This window comes from Achromobacter semiaridum (assembly GCF_053543755.1).
The window spans coordinates 46,819-63,475 of sequence record NZ_JBLVOL010000070.1 but is presented as its reverse complement, the minus strand read 5'-3'; the positions used below and the strand labels follow the sequence as shown (position 1 = coordinate 63,475).

At 64.1% G+C, this 16,657-nt stretch carries 11 protein-coding genes; 8 read left to right on the top strand and 3 right to left on the bottom strand.

Annotation, left to right across the window (positions count from 1 at the left end):
* Window positions 1-94: 94 nt before the first annotated feature.
* The 6 genes from ACNPP0_RS19255 (at window position 95) to ACNPP0_RS19230 (ending at window position 7,202) form a co-directional block, all read left to right on the top strand.
* A complete protein-coding gene (locus tag ACNPP0_RS19255) occupies window positions 95-508 on the top strand; it encodes an acyl carrier protein (RefSeq protein WP_448706733.1) in 414 nt (137 codons plus the stop codon).
* Window positions 498-1,724, top strand: a complete 1,227-nt coding sequence (locus ACNPP0_RS19250) for a beta-ketoacyl-[acyl-carrier-protein] synthase family protein (protein ID WP_448706732.1) — start codon at window positions 498-500, stop codon at window positions 1,722-1,724. Before ACNPP0_RS19255 ends, ACNPP0_RS19250 begins: the two co-directional genes overlap by 11 nt.
* A gap of 147 nt (window positions 1,725-1,871) precedes the next feature.
* Window positions 1,872-3,479: a Na+/H+ antiporter gene (locus ACNPP0_RS19245; protein WP_448706731.1), complete on the top strand. Its 1,608-nt coding sequence runs from the start codon at window positions 1,872-1,874 to the stop codon at window positions 3,477-3,479.
* A 79-nt stretch (window positions 3,480-3,558) separates the two neighbouring features.
* Window positions 3,559-5,040, top strand: coding sequence for a metal-dependent hydrolase family protein (locus tag ACNPP0_RS19240; RefSeq protein WP_448706730.1), 1,482 nt, complete (start codon window positions 3,559-3,561; stop codon window positions 5,038-5,040).
* Window positions 5,041-5,177: 137 nt separating this feature from the next.
* Window positions 5,178-5,876, top strand: a complete 699-nt coding sequence (locus ACNPP0_RS19235; RefSeq protein WP_448706729.1) for a response regulator — start codon at window positions 5,178-5,180, stop codon at window positions 5,874-5,876.
* Window positions 5,877-5,942: 66 nt separating this feature from the next.
* Window positions 5,943-7,202, top strand: a complete 1,260-nt coding sequence (locus tag ACNPP0_RS19230) for an EAL domain-containing protein (protein WP_448706728.1) — start codon at window positions 5,943-5,945, stop codon at window positions 7,200-7,202.
* Here the strand turns inward: ACNPP0_RS19230 and ACNPP0_RS19225 are convergent.
* A complete protein-coding gene (locus ACNPP0_RS19225) occupies window positions 7,199-7,873 on the bottom strand; it encodes a response regulator (RefSeq protein ID WP_448706727.1) in 675 nt (224 codons plus the stop codon). The two genes, ACNPP0_RS19230 and ACNPP0_RS19225, sit on opposite strands and share 4 nt — an antisense overlap.
* Before the next feature lie 197 nt (window positions 7,874-8,070).
* Here ACNPP0_RS19225 and ACNPP0_RS19220 point away from each other — a divergent pair, with 197 nt between their 5' ends.
* Together ACNPP0_RS19220 and ACNPP0_RS19215 are read left to right on the top strand one after the other, a co-directional pair.
* Window positions 8,071-10,791: a hybrid sensor histidine kinase/response regulator gene (locus tag ACNPP0_RS19220; RefSeq protein ID WP_448706726.1), complete on the top strand. Its 2,721-nt coding sequence runs from the start codon at window positions 8,071-8,073 to the stop codon at window positions 10,789-10,791.
* Window positions 10,792-10,868: 77 nt separating this feature from the next.
* Window positions 10,869-14,381: a hybrid sensor histidine kinase/response regulator gene (locus ACNPP0_RS19215; protein WP_448706725.1), complete on the top strand. Its 3,513-nt coding sequence runs from the start codon at window positions 10,869-10,871 to the stop codon at window positions 14,379-14,381.
* Between the two features lie 33 nt (window positions 14,382-14,414).
* Here the strand turns inward: ACNPP0_RS19215 and ACNPP0_RS19210 are convergent, their stop codons facing one another.
* Both ACNPP0_RS19210 and ACNPP0_RS19205 read right to left on the bottom strand, forming a co-directional pair.
* Window positions 14,415-14,855 carry a MarR family winged helix-turn-helix transcriptional regulator gene (locus ACNPP0_RS19210; RefSeq protein ID WP_314355582.1) on the bottom strand — a complete coding sequence of 147 codons (441 nt, stop codon included), beginning with the start codon at window positions 14,853-14,855 and terminating at the stop codon, window positions 14,415-14,417.
* 3 nt (window positions 14,856-14,858) lie between these two features.
* The gene (locus ACNPP0_RS19205) at window positions 14,859-16,457 is read right to left on the bottom strand and encodes an MDR family MFS transporter (protein WP_332610940.1); all 1,599 of its coding nucleotides are present in this window, start codon (window positions 16,455-16,457) and stop codon (window positions 14,859-14,861) included.
* Window positions 16,458-16,657: the final 200 nt, after the last annotated feature.

The following is a 16,657-nucleotide window of genomic DNA, read 5'->3' as shown; positions in this document are numbered from 1 at the left end:
CAGCACCATGGGTTCGTCCGCCGAGCCTGGGACTATCCGCGGTGACACGACACCCGGATGACAGTTAACGACAATGCAAACTAATGGTGCTTGAATGCGAACCTTGCCTGATATTCCGCCCTTGCCAGAGGACCCCCAGCTTCGGGAAACGCTGGCGACGATCATATCGTCGATCGGCCGCTGCGATCGCGATGCGCTGCTTGAAGGCAAGCCCTTCGTGCAGGTGATGAGCGATTTCGACTCCATTCTTATTTTGGAAATATTGCTGGAGGTCGAAACTGAATTCCAGATCACGACCGACGACATGTTGCCGACCGATGGCGCGTACCAGCCGCAGGAAATCACGAACTCCTTTCCCGAAGACCTCAACAGCCTGATGGCCTACATGCGCGCGGTCGTTGCGCGCATCGATGCCGCCAGACAAGAGGCGGCCGCGGCTGCAAACGCCGTGCCTGCCGCCGCTGAGACGCCGAAAGCGCCAGGCGGGGGGGCCAGCGATGCCGCGTAACAGAGTCTTCATCACCGCTATCGGCATGGCCTCGCCACTGGGCGACACAGCGGAGAAAACGTTCGATGCGCTGGTCGCGGGCCGATGCGGCGTCGGCAAGCATCCCGACACGGCTGTCGACAAGCAGGTCGGCTTCGTCCGCGAGCCTGTCGTGGTGGACGCCTCGCCCAGCCAACTGCGATCCATGGATCGTGTTGCCTTGCTGGCACAGTACGCTGCCGACCAGGCTTTAGCCCAGGCCGCGCTGACCCGTGAGCAGCAAAGCGAATGCGGCGTGTTTGTCGGAACGGGGATCGGCGGCGTGTCTTCGCTGACCGAAGCCGTCGAAATCCATCATGGCTTGTCGCCCCGGCGCACCTACCTGGTGGTGCCATCGGTCATGCCCAACGCCGCCACGGCGCAAATCGCCCAAACGTTGAAGTCCACCGCAGAGGCGCAGACTTACGCCACCGCCTGTTCGGCCGGGGCCGTGGCCATCGGTGAAGCGTTTCGCCGCATCCGTGACGGCTATCTGGATGTGGCCATCGCGGGCGGGACGGAATCCATGTTGACGGAGATCATCGTCAAGGCATGGAGGCAGCTGCACGTGCTTTGTGCGGACATGACCGAGGACGCCAGCGCGGGCGGCTGCCGCCCGTTCAGTGCTCGGCGCTCGGGATTTGCGTTGGCGGAAGGGGCAGCCATGCTGGTGCTGGAATCCGAAGCGCATGCGCGCGCGCGCAACGCCGTCGTGATTGCCGAGTTGGTCGGCTACGGCGTCAGCAATGACGGCACGCATCCGTTGCGTCCCGACGACGTCGGGCAGGCGCTGGCAATGTCGCGATGCCTGGCCGATGCCGGGCTGGCCCCCGGGGACGTCGGTTACATCAACGCGCACGGCACCGGCACCTATGTGGGCGACCGGATCGAGACGTCGGCCATCAAGCGCGTGTTCGGCGATCAGGCGGGCGCCGTGCCGGTCAGCAGCATCAAGGGCGCGCTCGGCCATACGATCGGCGCAGCCGGCGCCATTGAAGCGGCCATCACGGCGATGTCGGTGGCGCGCGCGATAGTACCGCCCACACTGTTCTTTGAAGCCGGCGACGAACAATGTGATCTGGACTATGTGCCTGACGCCGCACGGCCGTTGCCGGCGCTGGATGCGGCGATCAGCAACTCGTTCGGCATGGGCGGCAATAACGCCGTGCTGGCGTTCAGAAAGGCAAACCTGAGCTGACGCATCGGGTCATCCGCGCCCGCGATGCGGCATTACAACGAACGCAATTGCGTGCCGGTCCAGGCAAGGTTAATGTCGCATCGTCAGCGCCGACAGGGCGCCCGCTTTCGGGGATAAGCGTTGGGGACTTTTACGGTTGTCATGGCGATGTTGGTCGCCGTTTTGCTCAGCGGCGTCCTGGTCCGCTTGATTCCCCTTGCCGTCCCCCTGCCTTTTGTGCAGATCGCACTGGGGTTCCTGATCGCCGCCGTGTTTCAGCGGGGCGTGTTGATCGAACCCGACATTTTCTTTTTATTCTTCCTTCCGCCCTTGTTGTTCCTGGACGGCTGGCGGGTGTCCAAGCTGGCGGTTTTGCGCGAATCGTCATCCATTTTGCAGCTGGCGTTCGGCCTGGTGCTCCTCACCGTGATCGGTGTGGGATACCTGATCCATTGGATGATTCCGCAGGTGCCCCTGCCCGTGGCCTTCGCCATTGCAGCCATCGTTTCGCCGACGGATCCTGTTGCGGTCGAGGCGATCTCGCGCCGCGTCCACATTCCCCGGCGCATGATGGCCATTCTGGAAGGCGAGGCGTTGTTCAACGACGCGAGCGGCCTGGTTGCCTTTCGTTTTGCCGTGGCAGCGGCCGCGACCGGTACGTTTTCGCTGTCGCAGGCGACGCTGTCTTTTTTCTGGGTGTCGATTGCCGGTTTGTCGATTGGCGCCGGGTTGACGTGGCTGGTCATGCAGCTAAGAACGTTCATCACGCGCCGGCTGGGCGAAGAGCCGGGCGCCGAAGTGCTGCTAAGCCTGTTGACACCGTTTTTCGTCTACTTCGTTGCCGAGCACGCGAACGCCTCCGGCATTCTCGCCGCGGTTGCGGCCGGCATCATGATGAGCTATTCCGAGCTGTCTGGCCGGGCGCTTGCCGCCACGCGCATGGAACGCCGGGCGGTCTGGGACATGGTGCAGTTCACGCTTAACGGCATGATCTTCGTGCTGCTGGGCGAGCAGTTCCCCACCATCCTGGCCGGCTTGTCGCGCGCAGCGGGGCAGGCCGGTGGCCAGTCACTGTATTGGCTGCCGGTCTATGGCCTGGCGGTGTGCCTGGGTTTGGTGTTTTGCAGGTTGCTGTGGGTGACGGTGTCGCTCAAGCTCAGTGCCATGGCTGCCCGGCGCCGCGGCCTGCCGCCGCCCGAGGTGGGCTTGCGCGTGATTCTGGCCGTGTCGGTGGCCGGGGTGCGCGGCGCGGTGACGCTGGCCGGCGTCATGACGTTGCCCTTTGCCCTGGACAGCGGGGCCCCGTTTCCCGCGCGGGACCTGGCGGTGTCGTTGGCGGCCATGGTCATTGTGTTTTCGTTGTTGCTTGCCAGCGTGACCTTGCCCGGTTTGATGCGCGGCTTGCACTTCCCCGCCAACAGCCGGGTGCAGCGCGAGGCTTCGCTGGCGCAGGAAGCGATGCTTCAGGCGGCATTGGACAGTGTGGCGCAGGGCGCCAAGCAGCGGGTTGCCGAGCACCCGGACCAGGCGTCTCTTTATATGGAGGTTGCCGATAGTTTGATCGCCACCTTGCGCCGCCAGGCGGGCGAGACGCCTGACGGGGCATCGGCCGAAGACGTCGCCAAGCAGGCTGAAATCGAACGGCAATTGCGCCTGGAAGCGATTGCTGCATCGCGAGAAGCCGTTTTCCATTTGGCTCGCACGCACCGGATTTCAGATGCGTTGGCACGCGAACAGGTCCGGTTGCTGGATCTGCATGAGGCGCAACTGCGCTAGCGCTCCGACGCATCAGATCGGCATCGCATCTATCGTCGCCTGTGCATTTCACAATGATTGAAACTCTGGAGTCGTCCTTATGTTCGATGTGGATTCAGCGTCCATCAGCCGGCTGAGCGCCGTCCACTGCGGCTGTCATCATCCCGCCGCTGCTCGGATCAATGCCTTGTACGCCGTCCACGAAGCCGTGTCGGGGGCGACCACAACCGCAACCGCCGGTGTGGCCTCGCATGCCGCAAGCCCCGGCGTCGCTGGTGGTATCGCGTCGCACGCCGCCGCAGCGCCGGCTGATGCAGCAAGCGCGCCATCTGCCTTCGTCAATGTACGCGTCTTCGATGGCGTGTCGGATCAATTGCTGACCGGCATGCGCGTGGTGGTGCAAGGGTCGCGGATCACGGCCGTGGAACCACAGTCACTGCCGTTGCCGGAAGGTTGCCGCTTGATTGACGGCAAGGGCGCCGTGCTGATGCCCGGCCTGATCGATGCCCATTGGCATTCGATCCTGGCGCGGCCCAGCATACTCATGGCCATGACGTCGGACTTCAACTACGTACACACCTTGGCCGTGGTCGAGGCGGGGGCCACGCTGATGCGCGGCTTCACCACGGTGCGGGACATGGGCGGTCCCGCCTTCGGCCTGAAGCGGGCTATCGACGAGGCGCTGATTCCGGGGCCGCGCATCTATCCGTCGGGCGCCTTCCTGAGCCAGACGTCGGGCCACGGCGACTTTCGCCTGCTGTCCGATCTGCCCCGGTCGCCGGAGGCGGGCCTGACCTACGCCGAGAAAGTGGGCGTCACCGCCATCTGCGACGGCTCGGACCAGGTTCTGCTGCGCGCCCGCGAGCAGCTGATGCGGGGCGCGTCCCAATTGAAGTACATGGCGGGCGGCGGCGTGATGTCGTCCTATGACGCGCTGGATGTCACCGAGGGGTCGCTGCAAGAGCTGAAGGCGGCCGTCACCGCGGCCGAGAATTGGGGCACATACGTGACCGTGCATGCGTACACATCGCGCGCGGTCGGCATGGCGCTGGACGCGGGGGTTCGCTGCATCGAACACGGCCATCTGATTGACGAAGAAACCGCGCGGCGGATGGCGGACCTGGGTGTGTGGTGGTGCTTGCAGCCATTTCTGGACGACGAGGACGCGGTGCCAACGCAATCGCCGGCGTCGCGGCAAAAGCAATTGACGATGGTGCGCGGCACCGATCGGGCATTTGAGCTGGCGCAGCGGCTGGGCATCAAAACGGCGTGGGGCACGGACACGCTGTTCGATGCCCGGCTGGCGACGCGCCAAGGGGCGCAGTTGGCCAAGATGAGCCGGTGGTACGGCGCGGCCGATGTCTTGCGGATGGCCACCAGCGTCAACGGCGCGCTGTGCGCGTTGTCCGGGCCACGTAACCCTTACCCGGGCAAGCTGGGCGTGGTGCAGGCGGGCGCCATGGCGGATCTGTTGCTGGTGGATGGCAATCCGCTGGAAGACCTTCAATTGCTGGCCCGTCCAGACCAGAGCCTGGTACTGATCATGAAGGACGGCCGAATCTGTAAACAAGCCCAGGGGTGACGCGCGCCCTGTTTGCGGATTTCGTACTGGTCTGTATCGTCCCTGCGCATTGACGGACAAGTACGAAGGAAACCGGGCAAGACGAATACTACATTGGCTGCATTTGGGCCTCTCCATCCCGAGAGCGCAGATGCACCATGAAAATATCCCTCATCATCGCCGATGATCATCCCGCCTTGATCACCGGCGTCAAGCATGAACTGGCGGAGTTCCACACCATCGCTATTGCGGGAACCGCCAGCAATTCCACGGAGATATTCGAGCTGCTGGCGAAGTCGCCCTGTGATGTGCTGGTGACCGATTACGTCATGCCCGGTGGAGAGTTCGGTGACGGGATGACCATGCTGTCGTTCCTGCGCCGCCGCTATCCCGACTTGAAGATCATTGTGTTCACGACGATCGACAACCGGGCGATGGTGGCCGAGATGGTCAAGATCGGCGCTCACGCGGTACTGAGCAAAGTCGACGTGATCGGGCACCTGATTTCCGCGATCCACGCGGTGTATGCCGGAGCAACCTATTTTTCTCCCAAGTTCCGGTCGTCGTCGGCCTCGGTGGGCCAGGCAGCGCAGACGGCTTCTGCGCAAAGGTTGACCCGGCGCGAGACGGAGGTGGTGCGCCTGTATGTATCGGGTGTGTCGATCAACCAGATTGCAAGCCAGTTCAACCGCAGCAAGCAGACGATCAGTTCGCAGAAAACCAGCGCAATGCGCAAGCTGGGTATTGAACGCGACGTGGAGCTTTTTCGCTTCGCGTACGAAATCGGGTTGCTGACCGAGGGGGGCACGCAGAACGAAGACCATACCGAGGCCAATGTGCGAATTCAACCGCAATAGCGTGCAAGCAGTTTTGGTACTGGTCCGATTGTTCGGCCATGGGCGTCGGATCATACTGGGTTCACTATGCGAGACTTCAATACGATTCTTCCGCTACCCGCTTCTTCGTGGGGGCATGCGCCGGGGCTGGCGCTGATTACGCTCGGTCCGGCGCCCTTGTCTTCCGACGCGTTGGACGCGCTGCTGGGCAGCGGCGTGCTGCGCGAAGCGCGATCCGCCAACGGGCTTGAAACGCTGATGGAAGCGCTGGGCCAACAGGATGCCGATGTGGTTCTGTGCGAGGTGCGTGGCGTTCCCTGCGAGGGCTTGCAATTGCCTGCCCGTCTTCAACGTGAATTCGAAGCGGGCACGCTGCCACGCCTGCCCGCGGTGTTGTGGATCAGCGATCTGCCGTTGAGCATTCTGGATGCGTGCGCTGATTCCTTTCGCACCGCGGGCGGGGCGCTGGACATTGCGACCCCCGCAACCACCGCCACCGGCGTCGCTGCCTCGCTTTGCCGTCTGGCAGGCGGGGATGACGGGGAAGACGCGGTGGCGCCCCGATTCGACGATGCAGACCTGATATTGGCCCTGGACGCCGAAGACGGGGTTCGCGTGGTGTTCCAGCCGCAGGTGGACTTGAACACGGGAAAGATCCTGGGCGCCGAAGCGTTGACGCGATGGCGCCATCCTCGGGCGGGAGAAATCCCGGCGTCAGAGGTCGTGCAAGCCATCAGCCGCCTTTCCCTGGACTCGATACTCTTTCACGTCATCACGGAGCGTGTGCTGGACGTGCAGATGCGGTTGGCCGAGCGCGGTGTGTCCGTGCGAATCTCGGTCAATGCGGCCGTGTCCACGTTATCTCTGCCCGGCGTGGCGCTCAGTCTGGAACAACGCACGCTACGGCGGGGAATTGCCCCGGATCAGATCACTATTGAGATCACCGAGACAGAAACCGCCCAGGACAAGACGGCGCTGGAGGCCGGGCTGCAACGGCTGCGCGCTTGCGGGTTTGGCGTCAGCATGGACGACTTCGGAACGGGCGCGTCCAACCTCGATCGCTTAAGCCGCCTGCCGTTCAACGAGATTAAGATCGATCAGACCTTCGTGCAGCGGATTCAATCCCAGCCGGCCTCTCATGCCGTCGTATCGGCCGCATTGGGGCTGGGGCGCGCAATGGGCCTGGCGGTGGTTGCCGAGGGCGTTGAAACGCCGGAACAAGCTAGCCTGCTGCGATCGTTGGGCTGCTTGATCGGCCAGGGGTTCGGCTTGGCGCGCCCCATGGAGATGGGCGCGTTCGTGGATGAAATGCTATCGGCATCCTCGGACGCCTCTGCGCGGCGTTAGCCGGGCTCTGTTTGGTTGTCACCGGAATCCGACGTCACGGCAATACCGGTTTCAAAGGCGAAGCGAAACAAATCCGCGTCCCGATCGATGCCAAGTTTGCGCATGGCGCTGCTTTTCTGAGAGCTGATGGTTTGCTTGGACCGACTGAGCTGCGCGGCAATTTCGTTGATGGACATGCCCGACACATAGAGCCGGACAACTTCCAGTTCGCGCTTGGTCAGATCGGGGCCGCTGGGGCCGACGTTGCTTGACAGGGTTGAAGGTCGGCTCGCCGATTCGGAAGGAAAGTACCGGGCGCCGGCGTAGACCGCATGAATGGCAGAAATCAGATGGCTGGTTTCTCGCGCCTTGCCCAACACCGAATGCACGCCCAGCTTGGAGAGCTCCTGCACGATGGCGGTGTTATCCAGCATCGTGAAGACCACGATTTTAAGGTCGGGGAAGTGGCGTCGCAGGTACGACACAAAGGCGATGCCGTCGCCATGGGCGCCGCCGGGCATGGCGTAGTCGGTGACCAGGACATCGCACGGCATGTTGTTCAGCAGCTGGATGAGTTGGCCGGAATCGCGAGCGGTGCCTTGAATGGCAATCGAAGGGATCTGACCCAGTTCATGCTGGATGCCCGATAACAGGGCGGGATGGTCATCGGCGAGCAGGACACGAATCTTCATGGATACGGGCCGGCCCGCATGGGCCGCGAGTCAGAAAAGAAGAAATCGAATATAGCGTAATCCGCTGTTGCCGCGCCGCCGTCTGGCGGGTGGCGCCTGGCGGCATCATTTTTTTGACATGACATGACATGGAAGGGGCGCCTGCAAGGGCTCCCGGGGCAGTGCAATTGGCGTCCGACAGCAATCTTATAACCCTGATGAACCTTCGCCACTACCAGCGGCGCCTGTTGTTTGGCGGCGGCCTGTTAAGCACGCTTATCGCCTTGATGATTCTTGGCGTGGGGGTGCACGTAGGCGTCGACGCCCAGATGGAGGCCCAGCGGCGGGCTTTCGCGCTGGGTCACGCGATGGTGGCGAAGTTTGGAAGCGCGGCGCTTGCCGAACCGGCGCGGTTTACGGGCATGCGGGGCATGGCGATGATCGTCGGCACCGACGGCATAGCGATTGCCGCGGTGGGCGACTGTTGCGCCGACGAACGGGCGCCTTCGACGGATACGCTTCGGCGCGTGGCGCGCGAAGGTAACGACGGGCCCAAGGACTGGCATGAGCCGGGGCTGTTCCTGATCTCTCAGCCGCTGAACGATAGTTCGGTGCTGGTGTATGCGTATGCCTTCAGCAGCATTGTGCAGGCCGTCCGCGAGGATGTGGTCGTGGATCTTATGCTGACCTTGCCCACGTTGTTCATGATGTGGTTGCTGCTGATTTCCCTGAAGCTGCGCGTGTTCCGTCCATTGCTGGACTGGTCCCGGCGTGTTTACGAAGGCGAAAAGCTGAACCGGACACTGATAGACACCGCACCGGTCGGACTGGGACTGATATCGCTGGACACCGGCGAAGTGCTGCTGCGCAGCCCCGCGATGGCGGAGATCGCCGCGCGCATCGCGCCCGGCGACCGCACGCTGCCCGAGGCCTGCGTGCAGTTGCACAAGGCACATGTGGCGCGTGGAGATATCAGCTGGCGACACGGCACATTCAACGAGGACCTCCGGTTTGAAACGCGGGACCGGATTGGCGTGGACTTGTCGGTCAGCATGGTGCGGGCGCGCTATCAGGGCAGGAACGTGCTGGTGACCGCGTTTACGGATGTGACGGCGAAAAACAGCCTGGAACAACAGCTGCGCAAGGCACAGCAGGCCGCGGACAAAGCCAATGCCGCGAAGTCCGCATTTCTTGCTGCAATGAGCCATGAGATTCGCACCCCGCTGAACGCCATGCTGGGCAACCTGGAACTGTTGTCGTATTCGACGCTGGATGCGGCGCAGCGCGACCGCTTGCGCACGATCCGAACGTCTTCCGACGGGCTGCTTGCGATTGTCAGCGATGTATTGGATTTCTCGAAAGTCGAGGCGGGAGAGTTGCAGCTTGAGGCCATCGACTTCGACGTACTGGAAGTCGCGTCGCACGCGCTGAGGATGTTTGCGCCGGTGGCGCGCAATAAGGGCTTGACGCTGGTCGGCCAACTGGGCCACGCCGTGACGTTTCCCATGCGCGGTGATCCCACCCGGCTGGCGCAGATCATCAACAATTTGCTGTCCAACGCCGTCAAGTTCACTGAGCGGGGGACGATCACGCTACGCCTGTCCTTCGATGCAGGGCAGGGCGTTTTGATGGTGCAAGTTCAAGACACGGGCATCGGCATGTCGCCGGAACAGATGGCGGATTTGTTCCGTGCGTTCAGCCAGGCCGACCCGACGATCAATCGGCGGTTTGGCGGAACGGGGCTGGGTTTGGCGCTTTGTTTACGCCTGGCCCAGGCGATGGGCGGCGTGCTGTCCGCGCAAAGCGAAGCCGGGCAAGGTAGCTGCTTTACGTTGCGCTTGCCGCTTGGGGACTGCCGTGAATATCACCAGACGCCGCGTTTCAAGGGGCAGCAGGTGGCGTTGCTTGCCGAGGCACCGTCGGTGCGCAGCGAGCTGGGGCGCATCCTGCGCGCGTGGGGCCTGGACGTCCGTTGCTATGCGCATCCGGGCCTATTGCCGGCGGAATCGCTGGACGACATGGCGGCGGTGGTGTTGTGGGGCGAACGGCATGCCTGGCCTCCCGAGGACGAGAACCGCTTGGTGGAGCAGGCGCGCTGGGTCATTGATTGTGACGCGGACGGACCCGTGGACCCCGTGGCGATGGGCAGGGTGCTGAGTGTCTCTACGTTCGGCCTCAAGGGGTTGGAGAGTGGGTTGAAGCATGCCCTGGAGGCTTGTCCGCTAAGGGCGCCTGACCTGCGCCGCCCGGTGTTGGCCCGCCGCTTGCGCGTGTTGGTGGTGGAAGACGACGCCGTGAACCGCCAGCTGTTCGCCGAACAGATCAGGCTGCTGGATTGCGCCCCGACTTCGGTGGAGGGCGGCGCGCAAGCGGTGCAATGCCTGGAACAGGGGCCCTTCGATGTCCTGCTGACGGACCTTGCCATGCCCGGGATGGACGGCTACGCGCTTGCGCAGCTTGTTCAAGCGCGTTGGCCAGGCATGCCGATCGTGGCGGCCAGCGCCAACATAACGCCCCAAGACCAGCGCCGCTGTCGGCAGGCGGGCATGGCGCTGGCGTTGAGCAAGCCCTTGCCGCTGGACCGGCTTGCGCAGGCGCTGTCGGCAGTCACCGGCGTGCACTGCCGGACGTTGCAGGTGGACGGCGCGAGGGCCTTCCTGGCAGGGCGCCCCATGAGCGAAGAGCTCAAGCGCACGTTCCGCGAAGCCTGCGTAACGTCCTTGGCCGAGATCGGCATGGGCCGGCAAGCGGAGGACACGGCGCAACTGCTGGCGCACCTGCACAAGCTTCGCGGGATGCTGGATGCGTTCGGAGCCCATGGCCTGAGCCGATTTGCCGCGGATGCCGAAGCCTGTCTGAAGGCCGGCGGCGGGCTGGACGCGGCGGGGCAATGGCTGGATGCCTTACAGGAAGGCTTGGCCCGCGCCTCTTCCCCATAAGGCAAGCCTCACGTCATAATCGACCGCGCACAGGCCTGTCCGGAGACATAGGCCGGCGCCGTCCTGGAACAAGCGACATGACCACATCCGAACAAGGCAGTTTACTGGCCCGCCTGCGCCGTTATCAGCAGGTGCTGGTCATGGGGGGCGCCACCGCCATCACCGTGGTGGTATTGGCGGCGGGTGTGATCGATGTCGCGGCGTCCATCAATGCGTATCTTGCACGCATGAAAGAAGAAGTCTCGATCGACGTGCGCGGATCGTTGGACTTGACCACCCGGACGGTGGCAACACTACGCAACAGCGCACAGAACATAGAACTGGCTTGGCAAGATGCGGCCGCGGACGGGCAGGGCGGCGAGCCGTCATTCGGGCAGACAGGGGCGTTGCGGGTGCAGCCCGACCCGGATGGTCCGCCGTTGCTGGTGTTGCGCAACAACGCGCCGGATGGCGCCGACAAGGCATGGGGCTACGTCGGGCTGGCGAAAAAAATGGCCGCGACAACCGCCGTCATTGCCGCGCGCAATGCGGGCGAGCTAGCCGTGTACCTCTATAGTCCGGACCGCCAGACTCTGGTCATGTCGGTGCTGCCCTGGGGCGGCGTTGCGTGGCAGGACAAGGTGACGGCCGACCGGGGCGCCCTGTTCGCGGCGCTGACCTCGTCGGACGGCGCGCCTATTGCAGCGCCCGAAGGCGGCTGGCGAAATGCGGCAAGCCGAGGGCCGCGGCTTCAGTGGTTGCCCCCGTATCAAAGTCCGCTGACCGGCCGCCAAGCCGAGCGCATCGCTACGCAGTTGTGGGCCGCGAACGGCGAACCAATCGGAACCTTGGTGTATGAAATGCCCCTGGGCACGTTGGCGGCGAGCCTTCCAGAAACCAGCTTTGCAGGCACCAGCATGGTGCTTGCGGCTGACGGTTCACTGGTTGTCGCCCGCCCGGGCGCGCCGGCTGCCGAGCTACAGCGGCTTGCCGGCGAGTCGGTGGCCGCCGGCCTGGGCAAGAGCGCGCAGACGGTGTTCAAGAACGGATACGTCCTTTCCGCATGGCCGTTGGCGCCATCGGGGCGCACGCTGGTGCATGCGCAGTCCTGGCGGGAAATAGCGGCGGGGGTGCGCCCGCAGGTGATTCTTGCCGCGCTGACATCAGCCGCCATCATCGCGCTGACCTGGGTATTGCTGTTGCTGGTCAAATGGCGTGTGTTCGTACCGGCGGTGCGTCAGTCGCAACGGGTTTTCGACAGCGAGCAATTGAGTGGGACGCTGGTCGAGACGGCGCCGGTCGGGCTGGGGCTGATCACGGTGCACAGTGGCCAGCCATTGCTGCGCAGCCCTGCCATGATCGAAACGGCCGATCGCGTCGTGGTCGACGGCCCCAGTCTTTCCTATGTGCTGTCCCGGTATTACTTGCAGCACGAGCGTCTTGCCGCAGGCGCCGCGCCGCCCGGATCGCACTCGCCAAGCCAGGGATCGCTCATCAAGGACGACTTGACCTTTCACACGCGCGACGGCCAGCGCCTGGATCTGTCGGTCAGCATGGTGCGCGCCCGGTACCAGGACGAGGAAGTGCTGGTGACCGCGTTCACGGATGTCACTGCCGGCAAGCAGCTGGAACAGGGGCTGCGCGTGGCGCGGCAGGCCGCCGACTCCGCCAATGCGGCGAAGTCGGCGTTTCTGGCGGCCATGAGCCACGAGATACGTACGCCGCTGAATGCGGTGTTGGGAAACCTGGAGCTGTTGGCGTATTCCCCCCTGGACGATTGGCAACGCGACCGTCTGAACATCATTCGCAACGCCTCGGATGGTTTGCTGACTGTGGTGAGCGATGTGCTGGACTTCTCCAAGATCGAAGCGGGTGAGCTTCAGTTGGAAGATCAGGAGTTCGACGCCCTGGCGTTAGCCTCGCACAGCCTGATCGTCTTTGCCCCGGTGGCGGCGGCCAAAGGCCTGGCGCTGGCGGGCGAGCTGGGTGAAGCCGTCTCCGTTCCCCTGCATGGCGACCCCGCGCGGCTGCGACAGGTGATCAACAACCTGTTGTCCAACGCCATCAAATTTACCGACCGAGGCCAAGTCACGTTGCGCCTGTCGCGCGACGACGAGACATCGCGCATGCTGATCGAGGTCGAAGACACAGGGATCGGGATGAACGCCGAGCAGGTGTCGCGCTTGTTCCAGGATTTCAGTCAGGCGGATTCGACGATCAACCGGCGGTTCGGCGGAACCGGTCTGGGGCTGGCGTTGTCGCGTCGTCTGGCGCAGGCGATGGGCGGCCGGTTGGATGTGCATAGCCAATCCGGCGTCGGCAGCCGCTTTACCTTGCGGCTGCCGGTGCGCGCCGATACGCCGGTGGGTGAGACACCGCATTTCGACGGGCAGACCGTGCTGCTGGTGGTGGCGTCGCCGGAATGGCGGTCTCGGTTGAGCCGCGCGCTGATGGCATGGGGACTGCGGGTGCATGGCTATCCGCATCCGGCGCTGATCACTCCGGATGACGCGGGGGATGCCCAGGCGCTGATCTTTTGGGCAGACCGCCAGACCTGGCATGCCGATGACGAAGACAGGCTGGTGCAGGAGGCGTCGTGGGTGGTGGACTGCGCCCAGGATGGGCCGGCTCAGCCCGCGGCGCGCGGACGCATCGTCAATGCGTCCGTCTTCGGGTTGCAGGGACTGGCGAACGGCTTGCGATATGCCCTGCAAGGGCGCCCGCTGTCCGAGCTTAGAGCGCAAGGCATGGTGCTGGGCAAGCGCTTGAAAGTGCTGGTGGCGGAAGATAACGCCGTGAACCGCAAATTGTTCGAAGAGCAGCTGGCGCTGCTGGGCTGCGTCCCCACGGCGGTCACGGATGCACAAGAGGCGTTGTCCTGCCTGGAGCGGGACACGTTTGACGTGTTAGTGACGGACCTTTCCATGCCGGGCGAGGACGGCTTCGCGCTGGCGCGGCAAGTGCGGCAGCGATGGCCCGCCATGCCGGTGATGGCCGCGACTGCCAACGTGACGCCGCAACAACGTGAAGAGGGCGAACGCGCGGGCATGGCGCGCGTGCTGGGCAAGCCGTTGTCGCTGGCCGATCTGGCTCAAGCGTTGTCCGAGATCGCGGGGCTGCCCCCCCTGCGGCGCGAGGCGGTCTCTGACGGTAGTTTGCTGGGTGGCCGACCCATGGCCGATGAGACCCGGCAAGCGTTTGTCCAATCCTGTCTGGACGGCGTGCAGACGCTGCACCAAGGTCTGCGCAACGAAGATGTGCCCGGATTGTTGGCGGAACTGCATTCGTTGGGCGGCGCGTGCGCCGTGTTTGGGCTGAGCGACATCGCGCAGCGCTGCACGACACTGGGTCGGTCGCTATCCGCAAAGGGAGCGCGCGCCTGCACGGACGATATCCGCGAGTTGGCGGACGCGCTGCTGGGCGTTGCGCGGCAAGCGCCGTCGACGCTGATCGACCTGGCTGATCAAATCATTGCGCTGCTGGACGCCGGCCAGGAAAAAACGGACGCCGCGCGCCTGGCGCGGCTGGCAAGAACGCTGCGGGCGGGTTTGGACGCGCAGCCGCTCGGCAGGCAAGACGCATCGGGGGCAATGAACATCAAGCGAACCTGAAGCCGTGCACGGCTTCAGCCCCCGCCTTATCCCTTATCCCCTATCGCCCGCCGCCCTTAGAAAATTCGACTCCAGCACGCTCAGCACCCGGTTCAGCGTGTCCACATCCGCCGCTGACAACCCCTTCAACGCCTCTTCGAAAAACGCTGCCCGTTTAGGCAGCGCTTCGTTCACCACCGCCTGCCCTGTGGCGGTCAGCGTGGCATTGGTCAGCCGGTTGTCCTGGGCATCCACGGCGCGCGAAATCCAGCCCAGCTTCTGCATCGCCTGCAACTGCCGGGTCAATGATGCCGGGTCCAGCCGGCAGCGTTCGGCCAGGTGCTTCTGCGAACACTGGCCGTTTTCATGCAGGGCCAGCAGGATGCGCCAGCGGGGCAGGGCGTGGCCTACCTTGCTGCTGAACGCGCTTTGCATGACGCGGTACGTCTGCCCCATGTGCTGGATGACTTGCAGGCCTTGTTGTTGTCTGGGCAAAAGCTATTCTCCGACGCCGGCGGGCTCCGCCTTGGTGGGGCGGGCCAGTTGCACCAGCGGCACGCGTCGCACGCACCAGAGCGCGAAGATGGCGACGGCCAGCGCGATGAGCTGGCCTTCATGGATGGCGCCCACCAGCGCGACTCGCGCGATCTCGATCAGCGACGTGCCGTCCTGGCCTTGATGCGCCAATTGTGCCAGGAACTGTGTCTGCGCCGCGGGGTTCACCAGCATCTGCGGGTCGTTCAATTCAGGCAGCCATTGCGCCGACGCGCCGCGCAGCGTGGACTCGACGCCGCTGAAATAGCTGTGGCTGACCATGGTGCCCACGACCGCCGTGCCCAGCATGCCGCCGATCATGCGCAGCGACTGCAACAGCGCCGTGGCGATGCCCAGGTGCGTGCGGCCCGCCGTCTGCTGCGCGAACACGGTCAGGTTGGGCATGATGAACCCCATGCCCAGGCCGGCCATCAGCATGTACGCGCCAATCAGCACATGCGACGTGTAGTTGTGCGTGGTGACGATGCCCATACAGGACAGCGCCATCAGCAAAAAGCCCGCATACAGCATGCGGTTGGGGTTGCGGATGCGCGTGATGATGCGGCCGTTGATGATGCTGCCCACCGTGATGAAAACGACCATCGGCGTGATCAACAGCCCGGCGTCCTGCGGCGACAGGCCGAAGCCGCCTTGCAGCAGCAAGGGCGCGTAGAACAGCAGCGAATACATCGTTACGCCCACCAGCAGCGCCAGCGTGAACAGCGTGGCCAGGCCGCGATTGCGGAACATGTCCAGCGGCAATAGCGGATGCGGGCAACGCTTTTCCCACCAGATCAGCAGGCCGAACGCGGCAATGCTGCCCGCGCCCAGCAGCACGATGGGGCCGCTGAACCCTTCCTTGGGCAGCAGCTCGACCAGCAGTTGCAGGCTGCCCAGCGCCAGCGCGATCAGCAGCGCGCCTTGCCAGTCCAGCCGCACTTTGCCGGACGTGTGATTGCGCAGGTGCGGCAGGTAGCGCGATACAAACCACAGGCCCAGGATGCCGATGGGCAGGTTGACGTAGAACACCGATCGCCAGCCATAGTGTTCGGTCAGCGCGCCGCCCAGCGTGGGGCCGACCGCGTTGGCGATGCCGAAGGCGGAACTGAGCATGACCTGCCAGCGCAGGCGCACGTGCGGGTCGGGGAACAGGTCGGGGATAGAGGCGAACGCGGTGCCCACCAGCATGCCGCCGCCGATGCCCTGCAAGGCGCGCGCCAGCACCAGCGTGAGCATGCTGTCGGCCGCGCCGCAGAGCGCTGACGCCAGCGTGAACAGAATGATGGCCGCCACCACAAAGGGCTTGCGGCCGTAATAATCGCCCAGGCGGCCGAAGATCGGCACGGTGATCACCGAGGTCAGCAGGTACGACGTGGCGACCCACGCGTACAGTTCAAAGCCCTTGAGCTCGGCCACGATGGTGGGCAGCGCGGTGCCCACCACGGTCTGGTCAATGGCGACCATCATCATGACGAAGCACATGCCCAGCATGGCCAGCAGGGTTTGCCGGAAGGGAAGCACCTGGCCGGGCGAATGCGGGGTGCTGGGAGTGGGGGCGGACATTGTTGGATGTATCAATGATTGATTGATCAATCATTCTAGTCCTACAATCCGCCGGACAGAAAATTGTCAGCTTCAGGGCCGGGCGGACCGGTGCCGTGACCCCACGCCGCCATTAAATACGCCCGTGACTTATCGCGTTTTTGGTGTCATGGTCTGACAAGGCCGCTTTAAGCCGGCCCGATTTGTTACGATAGCGAAAT

Coding starts and splice junctions, on each gene's coding strand:
- ACNPP0_RS19255 (WP_448706733.1), top strand. CDS start 95: ATGCGAACCTTGCCTGATATTCCGCCCTTGCCAGAGGACCCCCAGCTT.
- ACNPP0_RS19250 (WP_448706732.1), top strand. CDS start 498: ATGCCGCGTAACAGAGTCTTCATCACCGCTATCGGCATGGCCTCGCCA.
- ACNPP0_RS19245 (WP_448706731.1), top strand. CDS start 1,872: ATGTTGGTCGCCGTTTTGCTCAGCGGCGTCCTGGTCCGCTTGATTCCC.
- ACNPP0_RS19240 (WP_448706730.1), top strand. CDS start 3,559: ATGTTCGATGTGGATTCAGCGTCCATCAGCCGGCTGAGCGCCGTCCAC.
- ACNPP0_RS19235 (WP_448706729.1), top strand. CDS start 5,178: ATGAAAATATCCCTCATCATCGCCGATGATCATCCCGCCTTGATCACC.
- ACNPP0_RS19230 (WP_448706728.1), top strand. CDS start 5,943: ATGCGAGACTTCAATACGATTCTTCCGCTACCCGCTTCTTCGTGGGGG.
- ACNPP0_RS19225 (WP_448706727.1), bottom strand. CDS start 7,873: ATGAAGATTCGTGTCCTGCTCGCCGATGACCATCCCGCCCTGTTATCG.
- ACNPP0_RS19220 (WP_448706726.1), top strand. CDS start 8,071: ATGAACCTTCGCCACTACCAGCGGCGCCTGTTGTTTGGCGGCGGCCTG.
- ACNPP0_RS19215 (WP_448706725.1), top strand. CDS start 10,869: ATGACCACATCCGAACAAGGCAGTTTACTGGCCCGCCTGCGCCGTTAT.
- ACNPP0_RS19205 (WP_332610940.1), bottom strand. CDS start 16,457: ATGTCCGCCCCCACTCCCAGCACCCCGCATTCGCCCGGCCAGGTGCTT.